Here is a 26482-nt window from a genome sequence, read left to right as displayed (position 1 = left end):
CAACGGTACGACCTACCGCAAGTCTGTTTATCTGCGTCACAACGTATGTGCTGATAAATTGTTTGCAAGTGTTAACCTTCTCTGGCGAGTAAAGGTGCGCGGACGGGTGAACCCTTCGCCTGTGGGGCCTGCGATCGTCATCGCTAAAAATCCTTCGCCTTCAAGTCCACAAGATGCGTAAGAGGGAGCATTGATAACCGTAACAGAGCAATCCATCGCTTTCGTGAATTGCGTAATGCGTTTGGTATTGTTCGTGTGTAGCACGGCTGTATGCCCGCGTCCGCCTTCTGCTCTGACTGCGCCTGCCAATGCCTCATCGAAATCTCGGCACCGAACAACCGGGAGAATCGGCATCAGGTATTCGTTGATGACAAAGCCGTGGTCTGCTGGGACCTCTACAACGATAGCAACTGTCCCTGCCGGGGCAGTAACCCCAGCGGCGTTTAAAATAGTCGTCGCATCTTTGCCGATATATTCTTTGTTGGATTCTTCTTTTTCCGTAACAACTGCTTCTAATGCCGCAAGTTGGCTTGCGTTGAGTAGATGTCCACCATTTCGCGTGAGTTCTTGAATCGTTTCATTCGCGACGGAATCAATAACGAAAAGTGCTTTTTCGCCGATGCAGAGCAGGTTATTATCGAAACTCGTGCCTGCAATAATGTGTTTCGCTGCTTCTTGGATTTCGGCGGTTTCGTCAATAATCGCTGGTGGGTTGCCGGGACCCGCAGCGATGGTTTTTTTCCCACTTGATAACGCTGCTCTGACAACAGAGGCACCACCAGTTGCAACGACCATGGCGATATCGGGATGCTCCATAATCTCTTTTGCGGTCCGCAAACTGGCGTTCGCAACGGAGGTGAGTAGGTTTGCTGGCGCACCTGCTTTTACAATCGCCTCGTTAATAACGTGCATCGTCTCTTCGGTACAATCGCGGGCGTTCGGATGCGGACTGAAAACAACGGCGTTTCCAGCAGACAGCATTATGATCGCGTGGTTAATCACTGTTGATGTCGGATTGGTCGTCGGCGTAATCGAGTTGATAACACCGAAAGGGACATACTCAATGAGAAGCGTCCCGGCATCACCTGAGATTGACTCCGACAGTAGATCTTCTACACCCGGTGAAAGTGTTACAGCACCCTCATTTTTCATTACCTTGTGTGCGGCGTTGCCCATGTTAGTGTCTTGGACTGCGAGATCCGCGAGACGTTTGGCGTTAGCGAGTGAAACTGCTTTAATCGCGTCAATAATTTCACGTCTTTTGGCGAACCCAAGTTTAACGAAGGCTGCTTGTGCCGTTTTCGCTGCAGCGATGGCTTCTGCGGTTGTGCCAAAAACACCGGCGCGCGAAGAACTCGCCGCCGCGGATACTGACGGTTGTGCTGTTACCGGTCTATCCTGTTGCAAAGTTCTCAAGACTTGAGAAACAATTTCTTCAATCTGTTTTTCGTCAATTTGTGCCATTCAGCCCTCCAGGACCTCATCACGGGCAGCACGCTTACACGGATACACGTCCAATTGGCGTTACTGAACCTGTGAGAGTTATAACTTTTCTCTGGCGAAGTGGCGTAGGGCTGAGGCGCGAAAGTCATCCCCCGCCCTACAAAACCTGTTCATTTATTATTATTCTGAACTTCCGCCGAGAATGGTTTCCACATCTGAATGTGGGCGAGGGATGACGTGTACCGACACCAATTCGCCAACGGCTTTCGCGGCTTCTGCACCCGCGTCTGTTGCAGCTTGCACCGCACCGACATCTCCGCGAACCATGACGGTAACAAAACCGCCGCCAACTTGTTCTTTTCCGATGAGTTGGACGTTTGCAGCTTTCACCATGGTGTCTGCAGCTTCGACCGCACCGATCAGTCCGCGGGTTTCAACCATTCCTAATGCTTCATTGCGCATGTAATTAAGCTCCTTGTCTGTCTGTAAAATAAAAAATAGGATGAAGGTACCACACAGCGCACCACCGATATGTCTTTAGGATTCTCCCGTAGCGTAGGCGCGCACAGAGGTTCCTTAATCAAATAGGTTCGTTAATAATGATACTACAAAATTCGCATTTCTGCAAGTCAAATTTTTGACATTTCCAAACTTTTATCTTGACTTTTAATGAAAATTCTGATAAAATATATTAAGGTTTTAAAAATAGCCAGTCAGTAACTTTTTCGACGAAATCTGGAATCCCTTATTGCCCATCGCGTGAAACGGGTTGCCCGGTCCAGACGTGTTAGCATTTTAGCGATACTTATACCATTTCTGATTGAAATTGTAGCATAAACTTTAGTTTGTGCAGGCTTGTAGCATTATGCTTTAACCTTTGCATTAAAGGGCAGTTAATGCGATATAAACTTTTAGAAGTGGTATTACAAGACGAAATTTGCTCTTAAAAATAATAAGTCAACGAAGGAGAACTCATTTTGAATAAGAATTTGGAGGCGAAGCAGGTAGCCGCGGTTGAAGATATCCTGTCTCATGTGCCTGAAGCCTCAGCGTATGCCCCGGTAACGGATGCCTTGAACAGAGCGACTGAGTTAGGCGAAGATGGGATTGTCGCTATTCTCAATGGTGTCAGTTCAATGCCACAGTCAACGACTGTTTTCGCAAATCCAGCACTCCATAAAACTGCGGTTGACTGCGCTGGCACCCAGATAACATTGAATATCCGTAGTTTTGCCCTCCGCGGTATTGTGACCGAGAGTGAGATTATCGCAGACCAACTCAGCCCCGCGTATGTCATCTTTGTCGGGCTTTTCGGGAGGAGACCTGAGACAAATACGGATGGAATTGATGAAGAGGCGGTGCTAACAGAATTAATAAATAGAAAATTTTATGAGGTCACAACGGCTCGCAGAGAGAGCCTCACAGGTAACGAACGCCTTGTTAATCAGGTCGCAGAATTTGTTAAAGCCTTCCCAGAAGCCGGTCCCGAAGCCGTCATTCAGCATTTCTCAACGCTCCGTAAACTCAGCCACCCAAATCAAAAAGGAATCAGTGGAACAAGGGACCCCGGTGAACTCCTCGTTGAACTTATTGAGACGCACATGGAGAACGTCGCTGTAGCCACAATCTCTACCTATATGCGGCATCAGCTTCGAGAGAACAGTGCACTCCATCCACAAGTCTTGGCAATGCGCGCCACCGATCTCATCACTGAACATGAGAAAAACGGAAGCACCGCTTTCCAAACCTCCTATAGTCTGCTCTTGGGACGCGAAGCAACCCTTATTGAGGCGAATATCCTTGAACGGATGGGCATCATCCAGATCCACCACGGTTCTGCGGGTTCCAACGTCGTCGCACGCTATCTCGCCACTTTGCATACCGGTATGGTCTCCGATTTCTTTGTTGCTTCACAGATGACCTTAGATGGCAACCGGCATTTCGGCGCGATTCACGATATGACGGCGTTTATTAACCAAATTGAAGACCTTGATGATGCTGCACTTGAGGATGCGATCCAACAACGCATGTTGACCGCACTCCCGACCTTCGGACATCCAGAAATCGCCGCTGCTGGACGCTCCGATGAAATCCAGCAAGATCCGCGACCTGCCATCTATTTCAACCCCTTCTTAGAGGCTCTTGACAACGGTGATATTCAACTTAACGATCAGCAGAAAAAACGTTTACGTATCGCCCAGCGTATCTACCAACTCGCTTTCATTGAAGGGTTTATCCGACCCGGACGCGAAGACCAACCCCCGCTCCGTCTAACACCGAACACCGATTTTGGTGGATGGTGTGTCCAAGAAGGATTGGACATCTATGAAACCGATAGAACGCTGTTGACATATATCTTCCGAGGCTTCGGATGGATGATGGACGCACGCGAACAACTCCAATTGAAAATTATCCGACCCGTTATCCCACCGCATCCTGATGTTATTCCCAAACCGACCGACGATATGACGATCCCGGATGAAGTTGTTGCATTACACAAGCGGATGGCGGATCAGAATGCTTTCGCTGGATAGCCGCTACTGACAAAGGATCAGAGACAACCCCAGCCGAGTTGGGCTTAGCTGAAAACCGCCATGAATAACGTTCATGGCGTCCAGATTCAATAATTAAAAAAACGAATTAGAGAGGAACAACGAGTGATTGAATTCGAGCAATTAACAGTTCCGACTGAGGGTGAAAGAATTGGACTCACCGATGGGCGGCTTGTTGTGCCAAATCAGCCGATTATTCCTGTCATTGAAGGCGACGGTATTGGACGAGACATCATGAAGGTGACCCGCCGCGTTGTTGACGCAGCTGTTGATTCCGCCTACAATGGCGAAAAGCAGATCGTCTGGTTTGATGTCTATGCTGGCGAAAACGCTATGGCGAAGTACAACGAGTGGCTGCCACAGGATACCTTCGATGCAATTGAATACTTCCGTGTTGCCCTCAAAGGACCGCTGACAACTCCCGTCGGCGGTGGGTTTCGGAGTCTAAACGTGACCTTGCGTCAGGTCCTTGAACTCTACGCGTGTGTCCGTCCTGTCCGATATTTCCAAGGCGTACCTGCCCCTGTCACGCATCCTGAAAAGATGGATGTGGTTATTTTTCGTGAGAATACGGAAGACGTTTACGCCGGTATTGAGTGGGAGCAAGGCACACCGGAAGTGAAAAAGGTTATCGAACTCCTGCGTTCTGAAATGGGTGTAGAGATTCGCGAAGATTCCGGTGTCGGTATAAAGCCGATTAGCATTTTCGGCACGAAACGCTTGGCGCGGATGGCGATCCAGTACGCAATCGACCACGGCAGAAGCACTGTTACCTTTGTGCACAAAGGCAATATCATGAAGTTCACTGAAGGCGCGTTCTGTGCCTGGGGATATGAACTTGCCAAAGAGGAATTCGCCGAGCAGACAATCACGGAAGACGAACTCTATGACGAGTACGGTGGTGAGCGTCCTGAAGGTAAAATCGTTGTCAATGACCGGATCGCAGACAGCATGTTACAGCAGATTCTAACACGAACAGATGAATACGATGTGATTGTTACGCCGAATTTAAACGGCGATTATCTCTCGGATGCAGCAGCAGCGCAAGTTGGAGGTATCGGCATGGCACCGGGCGGCAACCTCAGCGATGAAGTCGCACTCTTTGAAGCGACACACGGCACTGCCCCGAAATACACCGATCAAGATGTCGTCAACCCGGGTTCCCTCATCCTCTCTGCTGTCATGATGTTAGAGCATCTCGGTTGGCAGGAAGCGGCTGATCTGATTATCGCGGGACTTGAAAAAACCATCCTCCAAAAGCGGGTAACCTACGATCTGGAGCGTCTCATGGAAGACGCGACCAAGGTCCGCACCTCTGAGTTCGGTGCAGCGATTGTTGAAAACTTCTAAAGGGTAAGTGCGGTTTGCAACCGCACCGTATTTTCCTTCCCTAATCTGGTAAGCCCAATTTTTGAATCGAACCTAACAAAGGAACGGCACATGTCCTTGAAAACGAAACTTATTCTGGGAGCTGGTGTGTTGGCGGTTATTGGTATCGGCATCGGTCTTGAGTTACATCGGCTTCACAGACGGATTCTGGAGGAGTTAGTCGCAATTCGCCAACAGGGTGATCGGTAATTAAAACCATTTTCAACCGCACCGTAAAAATGGGTTAACTATAACGCTTTTACATTCTTCCTAACAAAAGGAACTTCTTATGAGAGACAGAATAGTGTTTTTTATTCTTGGTGCTTTGCTCGCAACGCTCGCTTATTTAGTTGGTGACATGAATAATGCGAAAGCAAAGGACGAAGTTGTTACTGAAGATTTGAATGTTCTTGGAGATTTGCATCTCGCTGGTAGACTTATGGTAGGAGGTGGAGAGATTGTTCTTACCAACGGAAGGGATATTTCACGAAGGGTAACTATTAGTGCCAGTGATAGACAAACAGCGATTATCCTCGACAATCAAATAGATCCGAATACCCGTGGATCTAAATCGGCTTTATATTTCAGTGCATATACGGTGGATGAAATCGGTGTAAATAGGGCGGATATAATTTTCGTTGAAACTGGAGAAGAAAAGTGGCGCTTGAGCTCAGACCAACCTGTTCGCTAAACTTAACAGAAATCCGTTATGATATTACCATGTCAAAGGAAATAATCACTATGAATTCATTGGCTATTGAAATATCTGAAAAAGTTCGCAGGGCGGTTGATGAGCTGGACAAATCAATTGATTCGCCAGAGTGTTCGGACAAAATCGCAGAAATTGATAAAACAATCAAAATTATAAACGAGCACGCAAAGTCTTTCAAGTCAGATAATTCGACTTTTTGGATGAAAGAGTTATTTCAAAAAGTTGTTGATTATTTAAAGGAAGCTAAATCAGCGTTAGAACCCGAAGAAACTGGTGATTATAAAAAATTAATTTGGGATGCGTATCAGCTTAGCCATCATATAGAGGTAAAGAGTAAAAATAGAATTTCAAAGTGAGGTTTAGCAAACTTACTAGAACGCGAGTGTTAAGTTCATCATGTAAGTCCAAACATTGCGCCGGCCTGGATATACGGAGAAGAAAACTTCACACCGACAAACCTATTGAGTCCCGTAGGATTCATTTTCCTGGGTATTTCTTCAGTATCTATATGGAAAACGAGGTCAACAATTCAATTCATTTTTCTTTAGGTCCGTAGGGACGATATGTTTGTAGAAATGCAGCCTCCCTGCCCTCTTTAGTCCCGTCGGAACGGTATCTGTAAAGACGTAGACTTTTGGGAAAATTATCTAAGATGAAACTGCTTTTTTCCATTGCAACTGTTTTCATGTTTTTGGGTTTTACTGTCGGAAGTTACGGACAGGCTCTCGTTTATGTGTCATCGACACAGATTGAACCGCTTGCTGTCGGTGAGCAGATGCACCTGAATATTCAAATCAGGAAGGGCGGTAGTGTTTCAGGATATGAATTGACCGTGGGTTTTGATCCAACTGCACTCCGCTATATTGAAGGAACAAACGCGGATTATTTACCTGCGGGTGCTTTTGCAGTGCCTCCTATAGTCAATGAAGGCACTGTTTATGTTACTGCAACATCCGGAGCAGAGGCTGCGCCCGCGAGTGAAGGTACGCTTGCTACATTAACTTTTGAAGTGATTGCTGCCAAAGGTTCTATCATTAAACTAATGGACGTAACCCTTTCCGATAGTGCTGGGATGCCGTTGGCAGTCGCAACCAAAAACGGGCAAATTGTAGCAACTGATTTGCCTACGATCTGGGATGTTAATGAGGATGGAAAAGTGAATATCTTGGATTTGACGCTGGTGGCAAGCAACCTTATGGCAGATATTCCAGTGAATCCACGCGTGGATGTCAATAAAGATGGAAATGTTAATATTTTAGACTTGGTACTGGTTGCCCAAAACCTTGATGCTGCTGGTGGTAATGAGCCCGAAGTCAGAGTGAAGTTAGTCGCCTCGACTTTCGCATCGTTACTACCTTTTGAAAGGAATACCGGCTTCGCTGCTGAAGAGGAAGCTATTCGCGAACTCTATGATGTATACGCAACCGCACATGGAGATCAAGATGTTGATGTACTTGGCGAGGTTTGGTTCAAAAGCGAATCACATGACGTTTTTACGGCATGGACCTTCTGGGCTGGCACTTTTGAAAGGAACAACGGATGGAAAGCAGTAACGGCGGCGTGGAGGGGTATCTTCCGACTCCGACAAGGAGCTGTGACAGTTAACATCACCTACATCGCTATTGACAGCAGAAGAAAAGAAGCCATTTTGCGAGGCTCATATAATTGGGGAAATCAGGCAGGAAACCTGATTTCCGCACTGCAAAAGGACGGCGAAGACTGGAAAATTCGCGCGATTGATTACACGGATGGAAGGTTTGGAAAACAGGTCAAAGATATGACTGGCCCTGCCTATACCTTCGGAGAAATTGCTGGACAATAGGTCTCTTTCAAGGACGATTTTCAACTTACCCTGGCCAAGCGGTGTACCATTACCAGGGTGACTACCAGGGTGACATGTACTTCGGGGGCAGCAGGACTCAATATCAGTCAGTACAACACCTTTAGGAAGGGAGGAGAGGATGGTGCAGTGTTCGACGTTGGCAATGGTAAAGGCAGCCTTGTTGTTAAGTGTATTGACGGCGGCGGTATGCCACCTATTCCGCCGCCTCTAAATGCTGACCATATCCAATTTTTATTACCTGGATCGATGAAGGTGCTGAAGATAATTGACGGAATTCACATTTCGTAGTTAAACAAGTGTAGTTTTCAACTGCACTGAGGTTGTGATATAAGGTACTATGCATAGGAATATTTTTTCCAAAGGAAGGTATAGGTCATGATTACCGAACTCAGTGCGCAAAATTTCAAATCGTGGAAAGATACAGGTAAGCTGCAGATAGCACCCTTAACCGGCTTCTTCGGCGCGAACAGTTCTGGCAAAACCAGTATTCTGCAAACACTCCTTATGCTAAAGCAGACCGTGGAACGTCCAAGGGACTGGGACGGAGTGATTGATTTCGGTGATGATAACTCACTCGTTAACTTGGGAAGTTTTGATAACCTCATTCATCAACGCAGACGGGACCATCCACTTCAAATCTCGCTATCGTGGAAATTTTCCGAAAAATTAAGCCTGCCAGATATGGACAAAATAGATACCATCTCCTTTGATTTGAGTATTGATAACATAGAAAATGAAGCTTCTAAAGTGAGTTTCAATTATAAAGCAGGTGAACAACACTTTGGAATAGCCTTGGGCGGTCCAAATGTCCATTTGGCTTCTATTCCCGGTGAATCTAATCGTGGTGATATTGTATCTCCATTCCGATGCTATGGAATCTACGATGCTCAACTTGATATTCTGCAACTTTTCTCGCCACTGCAAACGTGTTTTGAAAACCTGTTCCGCAGCATCCGTTATCTCGGTCCCCTCCGTGAATACCCGCATCACTACTACGCATGGCAGGGCGAGCATTTGGCAGGTGTAGGAAAGCACGGCGAAGAGATGGTTACCGCTCTCTTTTCTGGACGAATCCAACTTCGTTTTATTGATAAACAGATAATGGAATGGCTACAGCGTTTAGACTTAATCGATTCCTATCGACTCAATCCCATCTCCGACACAGAAAAAGATTACGAATTTCTCGTCCGAAAGTACAAGGGTGGGCCCGAAGTCCGACTCACCGATGTCGGTTTCGGTGTTTCACAGATCTTGCCAGTGCTGGTTCTCTGCTATTACGTCCCCGAAGGAAGCATCCTTATCCTTGAACAACCTGAGGCACACCTCCATCCGAAAGTCCAATCAGAATTGGCGGATCTTCTTATTGAAGTCGTCCAAAATCGGAAGTTACAAATTATCCTTGAGAGCCACAGCGAGCATCTGCTCATACGGCTAATGCGGAGGATCGCTGAGGAAGAAATTTCAGCAGATGATACGGCCTTCTATTTTTGCGAAATGAACGAAGGTATATCTGAAATTGAGAAACTTGACGTGGATGATTACGGAAACATCACAAATTGGCCACAAAATTTCTTTGGTGATGAGATGGGCGACTTGGCAGCAAAGGCTAAAGCGGAGATGAAACGTCGGAAAGCCGATAAATTATGAAAGTTATTGTAGATACAAATGTTCCGCTGGTTGCCAATGGGAAAGCAGACCAAGCGTCTGAAGATTGTGTGGAAACTTGCATTGACGAACTAATGAAGATTACCGAAGGTAACGTAAAATTAGTGTTGGATGACTTGCGCCGAATTATCGGAGAATACCGAAATAAGTTGAATCCCGGAGGTTTTCCCGGTGTTGGAGATGCTTTCCTTAAGTGGGTAGAGATAAATTGGGCAAATCCACAACAATGTGACTTAGTTTCCATTACACCGACTGATGATTTAGAAGCTAATTTTCAAGAGTTTCCAACAGACACCGCACTATCGGATTTTGATCCAGATGATAGGAAATTTATTGCCGTTGCACTCGCACATCCAGAAAAACCGCCCATCCTGCAAGCATTAGATACTGCATGGTGGCACTACCGCGATGCACTCCATCAAAACGGCGTAACTGTTGACTTCATCTGTGAAGATGACATTCGCTAATTGTAAACCTATAACCCTTCTGTTTCATAAAAAAATAACTTGACACCAACCCCGCCTTTAAGGTATCATCTCCAATAACAGCAGAGAAGGATACCTATGGCGAATCCCACCTTAAAAAACCAAAGACCCCATCCCGGTGTAACCGTCCGTGCCATCATACTCGGTTTGCTACTGATCCCAGTGAATACCTACTTTATCATGGCAAACCATCTCAAGTTTTGGAGCACGCTGCCGACCACGATGTCACTCATCTACAACGTAGTTATTACGTTGATGGTGCTTATCCCGTTTAATCTTCTGCTAAACCGATTCCTGCCACGATTCGCGCTACGACAAGGCGAACTGTTGACAGTCTTTGTGATGCTTTCACTCTCCTCAGCGATTGCTGGACACGATATGATGCAAACGGTGATTCCGACCATATCAGACGGCTTTTGGTTCGCAACACCTGAGAATGAGTGGCGGCAGCTTTTCTGGCGATACCTCCCACCATGGCTCACCTCCAACGATGAGGCGGGGCTAAAGGCGTTTTATGACGGTGAAAGCACGATTTACACGATGGGACATCTCGGCGGTTGGCTGCGTCCGATTCTCTGGTGGACGGTCTTTCTGACTGTGCTTATCTGGGTGATGATCTGCCTCGACATTTTTCTTCGTAGGCAGTGGATTGAACACGAACGGTTGACCTATCCGATCGTGCAATTGCCGTTGGAGATGACGCGGCTTGACGGACGACTTTTCAAGTCGAAAATGATGTGGCTTGGATTTGCAATCGCCGGTGGTATCAACTTAATCAATGGATTCCATGTGCTATTTCCTGAAATCCCCGAAGTCCCAGTCCGACATGCCGAACTCGGTCAATACTTCACCCAAAAGCCGTGGAGATCAATTGGCTGGACCCCTGTTTATATCCGTTCTTTTGCCGTTGGACTCGCCTACTTGATGCCGTTGGAAATGTCGTTCTCTATCTGGTTTTTTTACTGGTTCTGGAAAGCGCAACGGGTATTAGGTAGCGCCCTTGGACTCGATGTGATGCCGGGTTTTCCTTACGATTGGCAGCAAGTGATGGGCGGCTATCTCGTCCTCGCCTGTTTCGCACTCTGGGGCGGCAGACGCTATTTTTTCGCCGTTTTCAAACACGTCTTTCGAGGCTATCATACACCGGGAGAGATTGACGATAGCCGGGAACCGATGCGCTACCGATGGGCAGGGATTGGGTTGGTCTGCGGCCTATTCTTCTTATTCACTTTTTCACATCGCGGCGGGATGGAATTCTGGACAATTGCCCTCTACTTCCTAATTTACTACCTCTTGGCGATGAGCCTCACGCGTATCCGAGCGGAAGTTGGACCACCGACGATTCGGACTTACGCAACGCCGCACGATATCCTCACCGATATTTTCGGCACCCGATTGATTTCGAGGGGCAGTTTAACGATGATGCGCCTCTATCTCACCTTCAATCGCGGGTCTCGCGCCCATCCAATGCCACACACGCTTGAAGGTTTCAAACTCGCCGAGGAGACAGGTATGCGGTCAGGGAGGCTAATTGTAGCAATGATGTTCGCTGCGGTGATTGGAATTCTCGCCTCGTTTTGGGCGTACCTTGTCGTCGGCTACAAAATCGGGGTCGTCAGCGATCTCGGGACGGGGGGCTACAATCTTCTGCAAAGTTGGATTTCCCACCCGGTCGACACCGATGTGCCTGCCGTGGTTTTTATCGGGGTCGGTGCGTTCTTTACCGGTTTCTTCTGGTGGCTACGGACGATATTTCCGTTCTGGCCCTTCCATCCTGCCGGTTATATGGTCGCTGGTGAGAAATCGACAATTGGTAGACTCTGGTTTTCCATTTTTATCAGTTGGAGTATCAAAACGTTATTGCTGAAAGTCGGCGGGATTCGGCTCTATCGCAAAGCGTACCCACTTTTCCTCGGTTTAATTCTCGGCGAATTCATGGTCGGTGGTGTATGGGTGCTGATCCGACTTTTCACAGGAACGGCGATGTATTCGTTTTATAGATAGCCGTCAGCGGTCAGGACCTTCCGCTACGCTCCACTCTCGGCTATCGGCTGTCAGGGCGCATTCCTTCGGAATGCTTTCAGTTATCGGTAACTTTCCAAAGAAAGTCTTTTGACTGACCGCTGAGAGGATTTTTGAAAAAATCCGACCTGATCGCTGACTGCTGACAGCGAATAACAAGGAGATAAAATATGAGACTGGTTGTTCTTTCCTACAGTCATCACGGACGGAGCATGGCGCGCACGGCACACGAACTCGGACATGAGATTGTCGGAGTCATGGACGGTGAACCTGCTCCCCGGCAACAGTTGATAGATGATTTTCAGTGTCTCGGCTTTGAGACAGCGGCTGCATGCCTTGATGCCAGCAAACCCGATGCGGTACTCGTCGCTGGAAAACATATTGAAATGCCAGCACACGTTCAAGCCTGCGTGGATCGGCGTATCCCCTACCTCTTAGACAAGCCCTTTGCTGACTGTGCCGACCGATTGCGTCCTGCTGCTGAGGCATCCGAAAAGCACGGTGTTTTCAGCGCGCTTGTGCTACCGAATCGGGCAAGTCGAATTGTGAGTGTCGTCCAAGAGATGGTCGCTGATGGAAGTCTCGGAGAACTTGTGTTGTATAATAGCAGACTGAACAACGGTCCCCCATCCCGCTACGATCCGACCCCATCCGCTTGGCACAACGATCCGAGTATATCAGGCGGTGGATGCTGGGCTGTTGAGGCGGCGCACGGTATTGATACATTCCTTCAGTTTGTCGGTGATCGTGAAATCAGTGTTGTCGGCGTGGTGATGTCCAATGCTATGCACAGTCGTGGCGTGGAGGATAGCGGTGTCGGCGTGCTGCGAACGGAAGACGGTATCACGGGTATTATTGAATCGGGTTATACATACCCGTCTGGTACGCGCGGTGGCGATCATTTCTTTCGATTCGTCGGAACGAAGGCATCGGTGTTTGAGCAGTACGGTCGCAACGGTGAACCGTTGATTGAGGTACATACAACGGAAGGGGTCCAATTTAGCGAGGATATATCTCACGGCGAGCGAATACAGGGAATAATGGGGAGCGCGTTTGATGCAATTCGGGATGGGAGTACCTTTGAACCCACGGTTGCTGATGCCGTGCGGATCCTTGAGATTCAAGACGCCGTTTACGCGCATGCGCGTCAAGGGATAACAACCCACGGTCCACACCCAATGGGTTGACACCCTTCGCAACGTATGTTAAAATCTTGCCATTCAAGAAACGAATTGGAAGGAGCGAAATAAGCCGATGAATGTATCACAACCCCTTACTTATGCCGTTGCTGCAGGTTTGGCGTTAGCACCCGCGTTAATCGGAAATACTGCAGGACACGATGGTATCTTCGCGCCCGGTGCGGCGCTTAAAGAACTGTTCAACGGTGCGCATTTCACGGAAGGTGTCTCCGTCGCACCAGACGGGACGGTCTATTTCAGCGACATCACTTTCACAGATCAGACAGGTATGCAAGCCGGAAATATCTGGAAACACAATCCAGAGACTGGAGAAACCACGGTTTTCCGTTCTCCAAGTGGAATGTCCAATGGGACGAAATTTGATGCACAGGGACGTTTGGTCGTTGCTGAAGGTGCGGATTTCGGGGGACGCAGGATTACGCGGACGGATATGACGACGGGTAAGAGCGAAATCATCGCCGGTCTCTATAACGGGAAACCCTTTAACTCACCGAACGATTTGTCGATTGACGAGCAGGGACGCATCTATTTTACTGACCCTCGGTATGCCGGGAATGAACCTGTTGAACAACCCATCTTTGGCGTTTATCGAATCGATCCAGACGGTTCCGTGCATCTCGTTGTTACAGACGCTGGGAAACCGAACGGTGTGGCTGTTTCCCCTGATCAAAAAACGCTCTATGTCATCAGTCATGACAACGGCGCGATGGGAAGTTTCCCTGATGAGGTGCCACTGCGTAACGGACGGATGGCACTCCTCGCTTATGATCTCTCACCGGAAGGTACCGCCACTTTCCGAAAAGTTCTCGTTGACTATGCCCCACAAGACGGTCCAGACGGTATGGTTGTTGATGCTGAGGGGAATCTATTCGTAGCGGTACGTGATGAGACCCGACCCGGAGTCCGTGTCTACACACCTGAAGGAGAGGAACTGGCGTACGTCAAAACGCCGGATAAACCGACCAACGTCGCATTCGGACGGGGCGAGACCAGCAAGGTGCTTTACATAACGGCGGAGAATTGTCTCTACAGCATCCAAACGCTGAAAGAGGGGTATCACCTACCACAGAAGTAGCACTTAGACATCAGGATGGAGGTTGTGCCACGACGTAGCGCGCTCATAAGCGTGTCCAACCCGACACAGTAACGGCTCTGTCAAGTGTTTGCCGACGAACTGAATGCTCAACGGTAGTCCTTCGCTATTCAAGCCGCACGGCACGGATAGCGTCGGTGCGCCGTTGTAGTCGTACGGCACGGTAAATCGATAGAACTTCGGATCACGGACGCCAGAAGTACCGTATAACATCTTTGGTGAGACGCGGTGTGGCGGCGCAGACATTGACGGGCATACCAATACGTCAATCTCCTCAAAGACCCGTCTAAGATGTCCTGTACAAGCGGCTCTCAGATTGTTTGCTTTCGCATAATCGGCACCCGTTACCTTCGCTCCCATATCCAGCCATCCTCGGAACCAAGGTCCATAAGCATCCCGTTGTGATGGATAGGTCGCTGCGTGCGCTAATACCGCCTCGGCAGAACACAACGTTGACCACACTGAGGTGTATGCCTCCACATCCGGTAATTGCACCTCAACAATTGTTGCCCCTTGATCGGCGAGGACTTCCACACCCGCACGCACGGCTTCGGCGAGTTCCGTATCAATATCGTTCGTGGCATAATGGTCGTCGAACCCGACCCGAATACCTTGAAGGTCTTGTCCAATCCCCTCCAGCATATTAGGCACTGGATTCGGCAGAGAAGTCGGATCATTCGGGTCAAAGCCTGCGATCGCCGCAAGCATAAGCCCTGCATCAGCGGTGCTTCGCGTCATCGGGCCGACGTGATCCATCGATTCCGCAAGCGCGAGTACACCGTAGCGGCTGACCCTACCCCACGTCGGTTTTATACCGACAACCCCACACGATGCCGAAGGAAAGCGGATTGACCCGCCTGTATCGCTCCCAAGCGAACCGAAACACAATCCCGCTGCCGTTGCAACACCGGAACCACTCGACGAAGAACCCGTCCACCGGTCAGGGTTCCAAGGATTCTTGGGGATGTCAAATTCAGGGTTGTAACCACCCATCGCCCCTTCGGTCAAATTGAGTTTGCCGAGCAGCACTGCACCCGCCGCTTCCAGTTTAGCAACGACTGTGCCGTCAAACGTAGGAACGTGATCGGCGAGAACTTTTGCTGCGCCCATTGTGCGGACACCTTTCGTGAAGCAGAGGTCTTTCACGGCAATTGGAACACCGTGAAGGGGACCCCGATAAGTGCCTGCGTGAATTTCCTGTTCTGCCTTCTGTGCCGCAGCCATCGCATGCTCAGACATCACTGTGGCGTAGCTCATCAGTTGACCATCGAGTTGTTCTATGCGCGCTAACATCGCCGTTGTAACATCTACAGGCGATACCTGCTTAGAAGCAATCGCTTCCGCAATCTCGGTAATTGTTTTAAAATGAAGTGGTGTTTCAGACATCTGCTTTTTCCTCGTTCTTTTTAATTCACATCACTCGGACGCGGGTGTCCTAAGAGACTCAGCAGCCGATCGCTGGCATTTTCGAGTGCATCTTCGGGAACTGGAACCTCGTTGCAAAGATTGAATCGCCAATACGCCCAATACGCTGCATACTGCGATTGCAAAATGTAGCGCGTCTTATCGGAAAGGTTCGGAGCACCCCGGTGCCAGCACTGCGGATCCTGCAGATAGATGTCGCCTGCCTTACAGAAGATAGAGACAGGTTTGTTTCCCTCAAATTCGGGGTTTTCCTGATTGTTGGGATGCCTACCGGAGTAATGGCTGCCACGGACGTATTGCGTCGGTCCCTCCTCGATGGTATCAATATCGTTCAACGCCATCTGGACGGTGAACCACATCACGGGCATCCGTAAGCGTGGATCGTGGCGCGGCATCTCTTCGGTGACGGGGAAATGCACTGAACCGTCAACGTGCCAGCGATCAATTGAGAGTCCAGGAAGGTTCCGTAGAACATTTTGCCCACAAAACTTGCAGTTCTCACCGACAATCGCTTCTGCCAAGCTGAGAATCGGTTCACGGAGAAGCATATCTCGGAAGATCGGATCCAGTTCAATTGTGTTCCGTAAAATGAAGGGCATCGGCTCCTGAGAATCCGCATGCGCACCCATCTGGATATATCTGACATCCGCAAGGTGCGGATTCGTTTTCTCTGCGAGTTGCGGATCGGCGAAGAATTCATCAGTCTTCTCTCGGAGGGCGGTAACCTCTCCTTCAGTCAGCACACCCGGAATATAAACGAACCCATCACGGAAGAATTGCTCAGCAATCTCTTTTGTCTTTTCTTCACTAAAAGGTTTACCCTTGCGTATTGGACTGTTTGCCATGTTGTTTCTCCTCTTTCCCTCACATGGGTAGGCGAGGTTTCCCAACCTCGCCGGTTTACACCGTATCGATTAATTCTAAAATCAGCTCAATCCAAATAATCCATCTCTGGTAGCAGATTCCAACGGTATTGGTCTGAGGGTTGTGTATGCCGTCCCCACCTACCGAGAAGTTGCGTGTCTGCGCGTTTTGCTGTCATCTGTGCTGCGACTTGATCTGGATCCCAACCGTCCAAAACCTTCTCGGTCAATTGGGCCAAGATGTCTCGGCATGTTGGGTCGGCTGCGCGATCGCGCAACTCGTTCGGGTCTTCCTTCAGATTGAAAAGCTGCGCCGGTTGTCGGTGATAGTAGTTCAGTTTCCAATCCGCATCTCTAACCATCCGATGATAGCAACCGTCATCGGTGCAGTATTCGGAGAAGGCGATGTCCTCCCACTGTGGGTCTTCCTCTCGAAGAAGCGGCAAGACGCTCCGTCCACGAGAATGGGGCAGCGTCGGTGCCTCAAGCGCATCAAGCATTGTTGCATTTAAGTCCAGTGCACTGACGACCCGATCACAACGCACGCCTTCGGGTAATGTGCCGCGCCACGATAGGATTGCAGGGACTTTCACCGAATGCTCATAGAACGTCTGTTTCCACCAAAGCCCGTGTTCGCCGACCTGTTCGCCGTGATCGGAACTGTAGAGAATCAACGTATTCTCATCTAACCCGTTTTCTCGGAGTGCGGTCAAGATTTGTCCAATCATTACGTCCATCCGCGCGACCAATGCCCAATACGCCGTGCGTGCGCGGAGAATCTCGGGGTCGGAGACCTCAACAATCCCACACTGCTCACGCCACCGTCGGAAGTGCGGATGCAACGCCTCTGAAAAAAGCTCAGGATTTTCGGGCATCGTCATCCGTCCTTCGTATAATTGATAGTCCTCTTGACGCGCCACGAAAGGTTGATGTGGCAACATGAACCCGACGGAAATGGAGAAGGGGGCATCTAAGAATCCAGCGCGTTTCTGGACACCGAGCCGATTGAGATAGTCAACCGTCGCAGCGGTTACATCCTCGTCATGCACCTGATACGCGCTCTGTCCTGCCCCCGATTTTTCGAGACTCACGCGTGCCGGTCCCGCGGTTCCAGAGAGTTCACCGTGATCCACACCGCGGCCACCGTGATAGTTCGGACCGTGGTCGCCAACGAGACGTTCAGCATATCCGTGGAGTTGATCGGGTCCGAGCGAGTGCATCCGTCCGATAAGCACGGGTTGATACCCTACTGCCCCCATGGCGTGTGCAAAAGTCGGAATCCCGGAATCGAGGATATGGCTGTTCATCCACACGGCGTTTTCGTAGGGATATCGTCCACTGAGCATTGACATCCGGGAGGGGACGCAGATGGGAGAAGGGCAATAGACGTTCTCAAGTACGACCCCTTCAGCGGCGAGACTGTCAAGGTTAGGGGTTTGCACCAGCGGATCGCCGTAACAACCTGTTACATAAGGGTTATGCTGGTCGGAGTGGATATATAGCAGATTGGGACCTGGATTCGGCATTTCGGTTCCTTCCAAAGACTTCGCTAAATTCTCCTTCATTATACACGGATAGAAGTCGCCGTCAAGAAAAATATAGTGTCCTTAGGAGTTAGCGGTTAGCCTTTCTCCTAAACACACTTGACACGGGTCGTATTTTGAGGTATCATCCACACAATTTAACAAGAATGCCTCAAACCGAATAACGCCGGAGGAATAGCATGATCTACGAAATAAGAACCTACAACTTGAAACTCGGTCAACTCAACGAATACTGGGACCGCTTCAGCGAAAAACTACCCGCACGCCAAGAATTATCGAAGCTCGGTGCCCACTGGTACACCGAAGTCGGACCCTTGAATCAGATGGTTGCCGTATGGCCCTACGAGAGTCTCGAACAGCGAGCAGAAATCCGACGCGCTGCGGAAGCCGGACCGAATCCAATCTGGCCTCCCGATACCAGTGATCTGATCGTCTCAATGGTATCCGAGATTTTTCTACCGGCACCTTTTATGGAGCCTTTGGGCGACAGAGACATCGGACCCATCTATGAAATGCGTTTGTATACCTATCCCCCAGAGGGCATGCCCCAGGTTTTAGAGGCATGGAGCGCGGCGATTCCGGAACGCCTGAAGTTTTCACCATTGGCAGGTTGTTGGTATTCGGAATACGGTGGGACTAACAATTTTATCCATGTATGGGCTTATGAGAGTTTTGAGGCGCGAGCTCGGATCCGAGCAGAGACACGGGAGAAGGGTGTCTGGCCCCCCAAAGGCTCCGTCAGACCGATTGCACAAGAGAGCAAACTCATGCTACCTGCCCGGTTTTCACCGATGCAGTAGTTTGCCGTTGAACGTATCGGAAACGTCAATTTGGGATTCACCATCTCTAAGCTTCTGCCATCAAATATCTTTGTAGGAGCGAGCTGTGCTCGCGAGGCAAGGTAATAGGGACGCTCCGTGTGCCTCCCACTATCTGAAAAAATATAGGCGAGGAAAGAATTCCTCGCCGAAAAAGAATTGGATAGTATATCTAACAAATATTTACTGGTGCTCAGGATTTTTCAACTTTACTCACATTTTTCCCAAGATGATAAGCATCGGTAGGCATATCTTTGCGCGCAAGCGGATGCGCTATGTTGTAATCTGCACCTTGCGTAACCCGGGCAATGTCTTTTAAAGGAGCAGTCAAACGTTCATATTCCTCGGCCAAGCGATGGAACTCCGATAAGAGCTCAGTATCAATCTTAGGATTGTTTCTTGTGGTAGTCATGTCAGGACCCTGTCCGCGCAGCATAGAAACCTCATCAGTTGTATTTGAGGTTTTCTTGTCTTTGACATTCTCTACTAGAGAGTGCTTCAAGGATTGATGTAGCGTTTTCATTGTGACCTCCTTTTTTGATTAAAAATATTCGCGAGTGTGTACAAACGAGATATGCTTCTCTCTCTGAATATAGTCATTGAGCAACCCAACGTAATCATTGAGAGCAGATAAAATATTTGGATGATCCTCAATCTCCTCAATTTTCAGGCGTATACCCTCTGAACGTAAGGTTAATGTGTCTCTTGAAATCATGCGGCCGTGAGAATGCCAACGTTCATTGTCACTTAGAACTTTAGCTATATCTTCTGCTCTTTGCTTTTTATCTTCATCCGTAACGGGTTTACCTGTAGAACTGTGAGTCTCCCAATTTTTGAATTTATAGGTGGACAGCCAATTAATCAAGAGATCGTGCGACAACTCGCGGGCCTGTTCAAACTGGTAGAGCTCTCCTAAGTCAAGTTTGTTGAGAAGTGTAATGTCCGCCATGTTCAGTTGGCCAGCCTCAGCTTTTTCAGATAGCCGCTGATACTGATTCAAATACGACATAGCTGGAACCAATTCATCGTTCTTGACAATTTGAGGATCAATGGGCCCTAAACAGGAGAAATAATTCATAAAAATCCTATCGCCCGCCATCACAAAAACCGTTCCTGCGGACATAGCACGGTCGGGGATCAGAAAGTCAACTTCATTGTAGTGGTGACGAATGACAGATACTAAGCGTTCAACCACTTCAATGGTCCCTCCAAGTGTGTCTAGAATAACGGCTATTCTGGATTTCCGCTCTTGAAACAACTCAATGGCATATTTTACTTTGTACTCTAAACTGAGTACCATCGGACTAGAAATAGTGAGAACATCTGCTTCAAGAGCATTCTCAATTTTACCAAGATAGGTATTAAGTTGGTTACGTGTATGCCGATCAACAGGTCGTAGTGTGTCCAAATAGTTTTCCTCCTTGACTTAAGAACATTTATCTGATACATTATATTACACTGATTCTGCAATAAAAATCAAGTAAAAAACGTATAAAATCAAGTAAAAACGTAATTGACTAACCTTTTCGATTTTTATGAAGGAAGCACAGAATGGCAAGAAACAGACGCACCACGCAACAAAAAGAGGTCCAAGACTACCGACACGATACCGCCACTCGAAAAAACAACCCACCCGCAGGCATCGCCGCACAAGGCAAAATCCAAGAGACACCGAAACAGGAATACGCCTACAATCCTCACCTACCCCCCAACCTCCGATCCGACCCAAACGGAGATGCAGACGAACTCCCAGAATTACTACAAATCGCACAACAGCGAACACTCACTGCGGAGGAAGCGAAGACCATCGCCGATGCACTCCGACACCACGAACCGTGGCTCGAATGGGCAGGGAAACAGGAAGCAAAATCTTTCACCGTCGATCCAGTTGCGTTGCATATCCACGAACGTGTCAGTGCCAAAGCCATCTTGAAAGTCGCTGAGTGCCAAAACGTCCAGCGCGATCTCTTTGCCGACCCACAGCAGACGTATAGCGAAGCGATTGATTTTTACAAGCGAGACATAGACTGGGCAAACCGCCTCATCCTCGGCGATAGCCTTACTGTGATGAGTTCCCTCGCGCACCGAGAAAACCTTGCCGGTAAGGTGCAAATGATTTATGTTGACCCACCCTACGGCATCAAATTCGCCTCCAATTTCCAACCTACCGTCTTTCAACGTGATGTGAAGGACAGAGAACAAGATTTAACCCGTGAACAGGAGCAGATCAAAGCCTACCGCGACACATGGACACTCGGTGTCCATTCATACCTCGCTTATCTGCGTGACCGACTGATTGTTGCCAAAGACTTGTTGACAGATAGCGGCAGCATCTTTGTCCAGATCAATAATGAAAATGTCCATCGAGTGCAGTCTATCATGGACGAGGTGTTTGAAAATGAGAATTTTGTTTCAACAATTACATGGACTCGTGCCAATATGACTTCTGCAACAGGGATAGCGTCAGTATCCGATTATATCTTGTGGTATGCTAAAGACAAGGTCCGGATGAAGTACAACCCACTCTGGCTGGAATGGGATGAACGAACTTCCGATCCGCTTCTTAGACGTTATACTCAGGTTGAACTGGAGGATGGAACGCGCAGGGGAATGTCAGTGGAAGAAAAAGAAAAACCATGGCTATTACCTAAGGAAAGCAGGAGGTTTTTGGAACTTTCAGTATCGTCACAGAGTGGCGGAAGTGCTACCTATAAATATCAATTTGAGGGACAGGCTTATACTCCTCCCGGCAATAGGGGTTGGAGCACAAATATTGATGGGCTGAATCGCCTCATGAAACAAAGGAGACTTGTTGGTAAAGAACGGGCTTTATACTATATTCGGTATGCTAAAGATGCTATTGGGAGACCTCTCACTAATCTCTGGACGGATACTGCTGGTAGCCGAGAGAAGACTTATGTGGTTGAGACTCAGCCTAAAGTTATTCAACGATGTATGTTGATGACAACGGATCCCGGTCATTTAGTGCTTGATCCTACCTGCGGAAGTGGCACAACTGCCTACGTTGCCGAACAATGGGGAAGACGGTGGATTACGATCGACACGAGTCGCGTTTCGGTTGCGTTGGCAAGACAGCGCATATTGACAGCGACTTTTGATTATTACAAACTCAAAGACAAGTCAAAGGGTATCGCGGGGGGCTTAATAAACAAAAGTGCCGCGTACATTACGCTCAAGAATATGGCTCAAAATACTGCGCTTGACCCTATCTTCACAAAACATGAACCGATTCTCAAAGAGAAGTTGGATATACTAAACCGGACCTTAGGGGAAGTTACACCGGAAACTCGATCAAAACTTCTCGCTAAACTTGAACAAAAAGAGAGACTTGAGCGGAAAAGATCCATCACGGATGCAGATCGACGACGCTGGCAACTCCCGGAAACAAGCTGGCAGGAGTGGGAAGTCCCTTTCGATATGGATCCTGACTGGCCCCAACCCTTACAGGATGCCCTAACCGATTACCGCAAAGCGTGGCGGAAAAAGATGGATGAGGTGAACGCTTGTATCGCTGCGTCGTCTGAAAGTGAAGAGTTGGTAGACCAACCAGAAGTGGACAGGAAGCGGATCCGGGTAAGCGGACCCTTCACGGTAGAGGCAGTGCAACCCCCCGAAGAGTCACTTGATATTGATTCCCCTATCGGTGGCGAACCGGAAGAAACTTTGGACACTTACGACGCTGAGACAGATGGACAGGATGCTGTCAACGCTGAGGCATACCTTGACCAGATGATTCGCCTACTCCGAAATGACGGCGTACGGTTTCCCAATAACCAAACGCTAAAATTCGCCTCACTCGATCCGCTTGAAGGGGATATCCTTCACGCCGAAGGAAGTTGGGAAAATGACGATACCGAACGTCTCATTGCTGTCGTATTTGGTCCACAACACGGTCCCGTAACAACAGTTCAAGTTGAAGAGTGCCTACCCATTGCATCGCGCCGCGGTTACGATGAATTAGTTTTTGCAGGTTTCAGTTTTGATGGTGCAGCACAAGCCATAATCCAAGAAGATCCGAATCCAAGAGTCCGTATTCACATGGCACACATCAATCCCGATGTCGCCATGGGTGACCTACTTAAGGAAACACCTTCAACACAACTATTTACTGTATTTGGAATGCCGCGCACGACACTTGAAGAAGTTGCCAATGAAGAATACATCGTCAAGATGGAGGGTGTGGACATATACAATCCCGTAGACAACACAGTGAGTTCTGCGGGTGCCGACAAAGTCGCAGCGTGGTTCGTCGATTCCGATTACGACGGTCGTACCTTCTGCATTACACAAGCCTTCTTTCCCGACAAAAGTGCTTGGAACAAAATCGCTCGTGCCCTCAAAGGTATCATTGACGAAGGCCAATTTGAGAAATTCAGCGGCACAGAATCGTTACCCTTCCCCGCTGGTGAGCATAAACAAGTTGCCATCAAAGTCATTGACCCGCGTGGGAATGAGGTGATGTCGGTGCATAGTTTGAGAAATCAATATTAAAAGTAGTAGGTACACTCCGTGTGCCGTCCACAAAAAGAGTGTGAGCTTAGGCACAGAGGACGTGCGATGAATCACACCACTGCGAACTGGAATTTGATTCTCTCGGTGGGTGATATATGCTGATTGTCTGAATCGCGGATTATGCGGGTGACACGGATTAACGCGGATTGTGGAAATTTGTCCGATTCACGTTTTTAGTCCCGTTAGGGTTTATTTGCTTGGGTATTTCTTCAATATGTTTATAGAATACGATAACACACCCTCTTTAGCCCCAGCTGGGCGACATGTGTAAAGAATTTGACATCATGTTTTAGATTGTGATATACTTCATTAAAGCGTTGACTGGAACCTGACAATACTGTTTACTCCAACTCCAGATAGGAAACATCATGGACGAAGAACGCCGAAATCCATACGATGATTCAGACTCTGATGACGCAGAAAAACTTTATGAGTTATATGTTAGAGAAGAGGAAGACCTCTCTAAGCGCGATCTGTCAAATGTTGAGAATCTCGACAAAGCAATTCTTTCTTTATCAAGTGCAGGTCTAGGACTATCATTGGTTTTCATAAAGAACGTAGTTGAACTGTCAAGAGCTAACTATGTATGGGTACTACACCTTTCTTGGCTGATGTTTGTCTTGGCAATTACATCCACTCTACTTTCATACCTTTTCGGTCAACGCGCGTTGGACAGACAGCGTGAGTTCAATGAAAAGTACTTTTTGGAGGGTGACGAGGATGCAGGACAGCAGAAATCCTTCTCATCATGGATGACGCGTTTTTTGAGTTATGTTTCTGTCTTTACTTATATTACTGCTGTTTCTTGCACGGCACTATTCATTGGGTTGAATTTAGGAAATATCCCCGCAAACGGATAAACTGTATAGACAATGTGGTGAGTTTAACTTGCTATAAACGTTAGAGGAGCTATTATCATGAAAAATAAGAAACCCCTTCCAGCGAGAGCAGGATATGAGCGAATACTTGAAGCTGCTGGACCTCGCAAACCACTTCGCAAACCACCAGGGAAACCCTTGCCGCCCTCTTCTCCAGCCAAACCTGAAGGGAATAAACCTGCGCAGCCTTCTCCACCACCCAAAAAACCTGCTGGCAAATAGGTGGGACTTACACAAGAGCGCGCCCTTTACAAAGGGCGCGTTGTCTTTGCTAAAGTGTTTCTCAAGAAAATACACCTATCACCTTACGTACTTTGAATTCACAAAAATTGGGTAGGGGCTGGCTATTTGTATTTTAGCCCAGCGGGGCAACATGTGTTTGAAACTTGAATCATAGGTTGACACAGATAATACCGATTGGAGACGATTGGAGAATGACCAAAGATGTTTTTGATGGCTTCATGGTTAATGTATTTTTTGATGAAGATGGCGATTATCTTGCACATCTCGTGGAACTTCCAAACGTTTCAGCTTTCGGGCCGACACCCGCCGAAGCATTAGCGGAGTTAAAAACAGCGTGGGAACTGATGAAGGAATGCTACCAAATGGACGGTGAACCGATTCCAAAAGCACCTGCGCGGAATGAATACGAGGGACCATTCAATGTTCCTGTTGACACACAACTTTATCACGCTTTGGCAGACGAAGCAGCGAAAGCAGGAATGAGCCTTTACACACTCGTGACGCGAAAACTGCGGTCAGCAGCACCTAAGGTATAAAAGAATGGAAAGCACAAAAGGTAGCTGCTGAGGAGGTGTCTCATGAAAAATCAACAAAGGGACGCAGAAAAAGAACACGAACTCTCTGTTAGGAGAGGCTATTCGCCGCTCCCCTCTTCAAACTCTTGAGCCATTCGGACTCGAAAAAGATGTGATTTTAGAGATATTCGGTTTTGGTACTGAAACATGTCCGTTAGCAACCAAGGATAGTGCTACAGAAGGTTCGCCTGATGCGAAATTTGCACAACAAGCTGCACCAGCATCAACATTCCTATATTCAATTGCGGACTTAGACCTTGATAGTGAACAAGACAGCTACACAACCTACTTCCTGTTAAGTCTTGTAAATTTTGTCGGTCGTATCCACACAGATGAGTCTTATCAGGGGCTTACAAAATTGCTCAACCGCTTGTTAACAGAGAATCTAAATCTGAAACGTCTTCTTTTAACACAAACTGTCGTTTCACTTGCTAAAGTGAGTGTCGGGCTGGGTCAGGAAGATTCTGTTTCCATACTCAAATCTGCTGTGTCTCAACTTCAGGATCCAGATCACAATCTTAGTGTATTGGCTGGCTATTTTGATAAATTGAATGCCCCGGAGGGTATAAAGGAAATTCTGATCCACCACGCGGAACCATCTGAAATGCTTGATCTTGAAGTCGAATGCTTAGCGTTATTACAAAAACACGACCCCAAATTTGTAGAAAACCGGAAAGCACAAAAAGCAGCTGCTAACACACAAACCGAGGAATCTTCATGAATCAAAATCAACTTGAACTCCCAATCCAACCTGTAGAACAACCCATCCTGTGCAGTCCCTACGAAAAACCGAATGCACACTGGTTTTATGAGCAGACCGGAGAAGTCATCAGACAAGAAGGACGGCGCGAGGCAGGCTACTGGTATAAAACCCAACGCACCGGCAGCCAGCAGCTCCAACTCTTCCGGGAAGAGGAATGGGACGACCTCCCATTGGTCAACGCCCTACGCGCAGATGTCGAACGCTGGCGCAATTCCAATTACTTAAACGCCACACCCGTAACCCGTGAACTCCTGCGACATTGGGCACGCGACGATCTTTTGCGAAGACTCTTTTTCTGTCAGCGAGAAGCAGTCGAAACAATTATCTATCTCGCCGAGATTCGTCAAGGGGGCAAACGGATTGGTTTCAACCCCCAATTCACCGATGAAAACCTTGCCGAGTTGGTAGGTAGTGTTTACATTGTGTAAGTTATTGACATTTTTGTTAGGTTTTGGTAG

General features: G+C 48.1%; 26 protein-coding genes. 19 read left to right on the top strand and 7 right to left on the bottom strand.

The window, feature by feature from the left end:
• Positions 1 to 36: 36 nt before the first annotated feature.
• Positions 37 to 1464 (bottom strand): aldehyde dehydrogenase, encoded by a 1428-nt coding sequence (locus tag OXN25_21710; protein ID MDE0427480.1) that lies wholly within the window; start codon positions 1462 to 1464, stop codon positions 37 to 39.
• A gap of 159 nt (positions 1465 to 1623) precedes the next feature.
• A complete protein-coding gene (locus OXN25_21705) occupies positions 1624 to 1905 on the bottom strand; it encodes a BMC domain-containing protein (protein MDE0427479.1) in 282 nt (93 codons plus the stop codon).
• A 515-nt stretch (positions 1906 to 2420) separates the two neighbouring features.
• Between OXN25_21705 and OXN25_21700 the strand changes: the two genes are divergently transcribed.
• The 12 genes from OXN25_21700 (at position 2421) to OXN25_21645 (ending at position 14364) form a co-directional block, all read left to right on the top strand.
• The gene (locus tag OXN25_21700; protein MDE0427478.1) at positions 2421 to 3977 is read left to right on the top strand and encodes a hypothetical protein; all 1557 of its coding nucleotides are present in this window, start codon (positions 2421 to 2423) and stop codon (positions 3975 to 3977) included.
• A gap of 123 nt (positions 3978 to 4100) precedes the next feature.
• A complete protein-coding gene (gene icd, locus OXN25_21695; GenBank protein MDE0427477.1) occupies positions 4101 to 5345 on the top strand; it encodes an isocitrate dehydrogenase (NADP(+)) in 1245 nt (414 codons plus the stop codon).
• A 90-nt stretch (positions 5346 to 5435) separates the two neighbouring features.
• The gene (locus OXN25_21690) at positions 5436 to 5573 is read left to right on the top strand and encodes a hypothetical protein (protein ID MDE0427476.1); all 138 of its coding nucleotides are present in this window, start codon (positions 5436 to 5438) and stop codon (positions 5571 to 5573) included.
• A gap of 79 nt (positions 5574 to 5652) precedes the next feature.
• On the top strand, positions 5653 to 6054 hold the full coding sequence (locus OXN25_21685) for a hypothetical protein (GenBank protein MDE0427475.1): 402 nt from the start codon (positions 5653 to 5655) through the stop codon (positions 6052 to 6054).
• Positions 6021 to 6431: a hypothetical protein gene (locus OXN25_21680; GenBank protein ID MDE0427474.1), complete on the top strand. Its 411-nt coding sequence runs from the start codon at positions 6021 to 6023 to the stop codon at positions 6429 to 6431. Before OXN25_21685 ends, OXN25_21680 begins: the two co-directional genes overlap by 34 nt.
• A 296-nt stretch (positions 6432 to 6727) precedes the next feature.
• Positions 6728 to 7897, top strand: a complete 1170-nt coding sequence (locus OXN25_21675) for a cohesin domain-containing protein (protein ID MDE0427473.1) — start codon at positions 6728 to 6730, stop codon at positions 7895 to 7897.
• Between the two features lie 69 nt (positions 7898 to 7966).
• Positions 7967 to 8206 carry a hypothetical protein gene (locus tag OXN25_21670; protein MDE0427472.1) on the top strand — a complete coding sequence of 80 codons (240 nt, stop codon included), beginning with the start codon at positions 7967 to 7969 and terminating at the stop codon, positions 8204 to 8206.
• Between the two features lie 87 nt (positions 8207 to 8293).
• Positions 8294 to 9565, top strand: coding sequence for a DUF3696 domain-containing protein (locus tag OXN25_21665; GenBank protein ID MDE0427471.1), 1272 nt, complete (start codon positions 8294 to 8296; stop codon positions 9563 to 9565).
• Entirely contained in the window at positions 9562 to 10050 is a 489-nt protein-coding gene (locus OXN25_21660; protein MDE0427470.1) for a hypothetical protein, read from the top strand. The genes OXN25_21665 and OXN25_21660 overlap by 4 nt, the downstream gene beginning before the upstream one ends.
• A 96-nt stretch (positions 10051 to 10146) precedes the next feature.
• Positions 10147 to 12072 (top strand): hypothetical protein, encoded by a 1926-nt coding sequence (locus OXN25_21655; protein ID MDE0427469.1) that lies wholly within the window; start codon positions 10147 to 10149, stop codon positions 12070 to 12072.
• 188 nt (positions 12073 to 12260) lie between these two features.
• Entirely contained in the window at positions 12261 to 13277 is a 1017-nt protein-coding gene (locus tag OXN25_21650) for a Gfo/Idh/MocA family oxidoreductase (protein MDE0427468.1), read from the top strand.
• Positions 13278 to 13344: 67 nt separating this feature from the next.
• Positions 13345 to 14364 (top strand): SMP-30/gluconolactonase/LRE family protein, encoded by a 1020-nt coding sequence (locus tag OXN25_21645; GenBank protein ID MDE0427467.1) that lies wholly within the window; start codon positions 13345 to 13347, stop codon positions 14362 to 14364.
• Positions 14365 to 14367: 3 nt separating this feature from the next.
• On the opposite strand, the gene OXN25_21640 is transcribed toward OXN25_21645, so the two are convergent.
• The 3 genes from OXN25_21640 to OXN25_21630 form a co-directional block, all read right to left on the bottom strand.
• The gene (locus OXN25_21640) at positions 14368 to 15768 is read right to left on the bottom strand and encodes an amidase (protein ID MDE0427466.1); all 1401 of its coding nucleotides are present in this window, start codon (positions 15766 to 15768) and stop codon (positions 14368 to 14370) included.
• A gap of 20 nt (positions 15769 to 15788) precedes the next feature.
• A complete protein-coding gene (locus OXN25_21635; GenBank protein ID MDE0427465.1) occupies positions 15789 to 16652 on the bottom strand; it encodes a phytanoyl-CoA dioxygenase family protein in 864 nt (287 codons plus the stop codon).
• An 86-nt stretch (positions 16653 to 16738) separates the two neighbouring features.
• Positions 16739 to 18211 carry a sulfatase-like hydrolase/transferase gene (locus tag OXN25_21630; GenBank protein ID MDE0427464.1) on the bottom strand — a complete coding sequence of 491 codons (1473 nt, stop codon included), beginning with the start codon at positions 18209 to 18211 and terminating at the stop codon, positions 16739 to 16741.
• 182 nt (positions 18212 to 18393) lie between these two features.
• Here OXN25_21630 and OXN25_21625 point away from each other — a divergent pair, with 182 nt between their 5' ends.
• Positions 18394 to 19014, top strand: a complete 621-nt coding sequence (locus OXN25_21625) for an NIPSNAP family protein (GenBank protein MDE0427463.1) — start codon at positions 18394 to 18396, stop codon at positions 19012 to 19014.
• Positions 19015 to 19225: 211 nt separating this feature from the next.
• On the opposite strand, the gene OXN25_21620 is transcribed toward OXN25_21625, so the two are convergent.
• Positions 19226 to 19555, bottom strand: coding sequence for a hypothetical protein (locus OXN25_21620; GenBank protein MDE0427462.1), 330 nt, complete (start codon positions 19553 to 19555; stop codon positions 19226 to 19228).
• Positions 19556 to 19573: 18 nt separating this feature from the next.
• Positions 19574 to 20440, bottom strand: coding sequence for a serine dehydrogenasease (locus OXN25_21615; GenBank protein MDE0427461.1), 867 nt, complete (start codon positions 20438 to 20440; stop codon positions 19574 to 19576).
• A 143-nt stretch (positions 20441 to 20583) separates the two neighbouring features.
• Between OXN25_21615 and OXN25_21610 the strand changes: the two genes are divergently transcribed.
• From OXN25_21610 to OXN25_21585, 6 genes are all read left to right on the top strand, one after another.
• Positions 20584 to 23544, top strand: a complete 2961-nt coding sequence (locus OXN25_21610) for a site-specific DNA-methyltransferase (GenBank protein MDE0427460.1) — start codon at positions 20584 to 20586, stop codon at positions 23542 to 23544.
• 389 nt (positions 23545 to 23933) lie between these two features.
• A complete protein-coding gene (locus OXN25_21605) occupies positions 23934 to 24425 on the top strand; it encodes a hypothetical protein (protein MDE0427459.1) in 492 nt (163 codons plus the stop codon).
• 57 nt (positions 24426 to 24482) lie between these two features.
• The gene (locus tag OXN25_21600; protein MDE0427458.1) at positions 24483 to 24665 is read left to right on the top strand and encodes a hypothetical protein; all 183 of its coding nucleotides are present in this window, start codon (positions 24483 to 24485) and stop codon (positions 24663 to 24665) included.
• Positions 24666 to 24877: 212 nt separating this feature from the next.
• A complete protein-coding gene (locus tag OXN25_21595) occupies positions 24878 to 25222 on the top strand; it encodes a toxin-antitoxin system HicB family antitoxin (protein ID MDE0427457.1) in 345 nt (114 codons plus the stop codon).
• Positions 25223 to 25373: 151 nt separating this feature from the next.
• Positions 25374 to 25982 carry a hypothetical protein gene (locus OXN25_21590; protein ID MDE0427456.1) on the top strand — a complete coding sequence of 203 codons (609 nt, stop codon included), beginning with the start codon at positions 25374 to 25376 and terminating at the stop codon, positions 25980 to 25982.
• Positions 25979 to 26452: a hypothetical protein gene (locus tag OXN25_21585; protein MDE0427455.1), complete on the top strand. Its 474-nt coding sequence runs from the start codon at positions 25979 to 25981 to the stop codon at positions 26450 to 26452. Before OXN25_21590 ends, OXN25_21585 begins: the two co-directional genes overlap by 4 nt.
• The last annotated feature ends 30 nt before the right edge of the window (positions 26453 to 26482 follow it).

It is taken from the genome of Candidatus Poribacteria bacterium, assembly GCA_028820845.1.
In the GTDB taxonomy this organism is placed as follows: Bacteria; Poribacteria; WGA-4E; order WGA-4E; family WGA-3G; genus WGA-3G.
The sequence above is the reverse complement of the archived record's forward strand: the minus strand, read 5'-3'. Positions and strand labels throughout refer to the sequence as shown.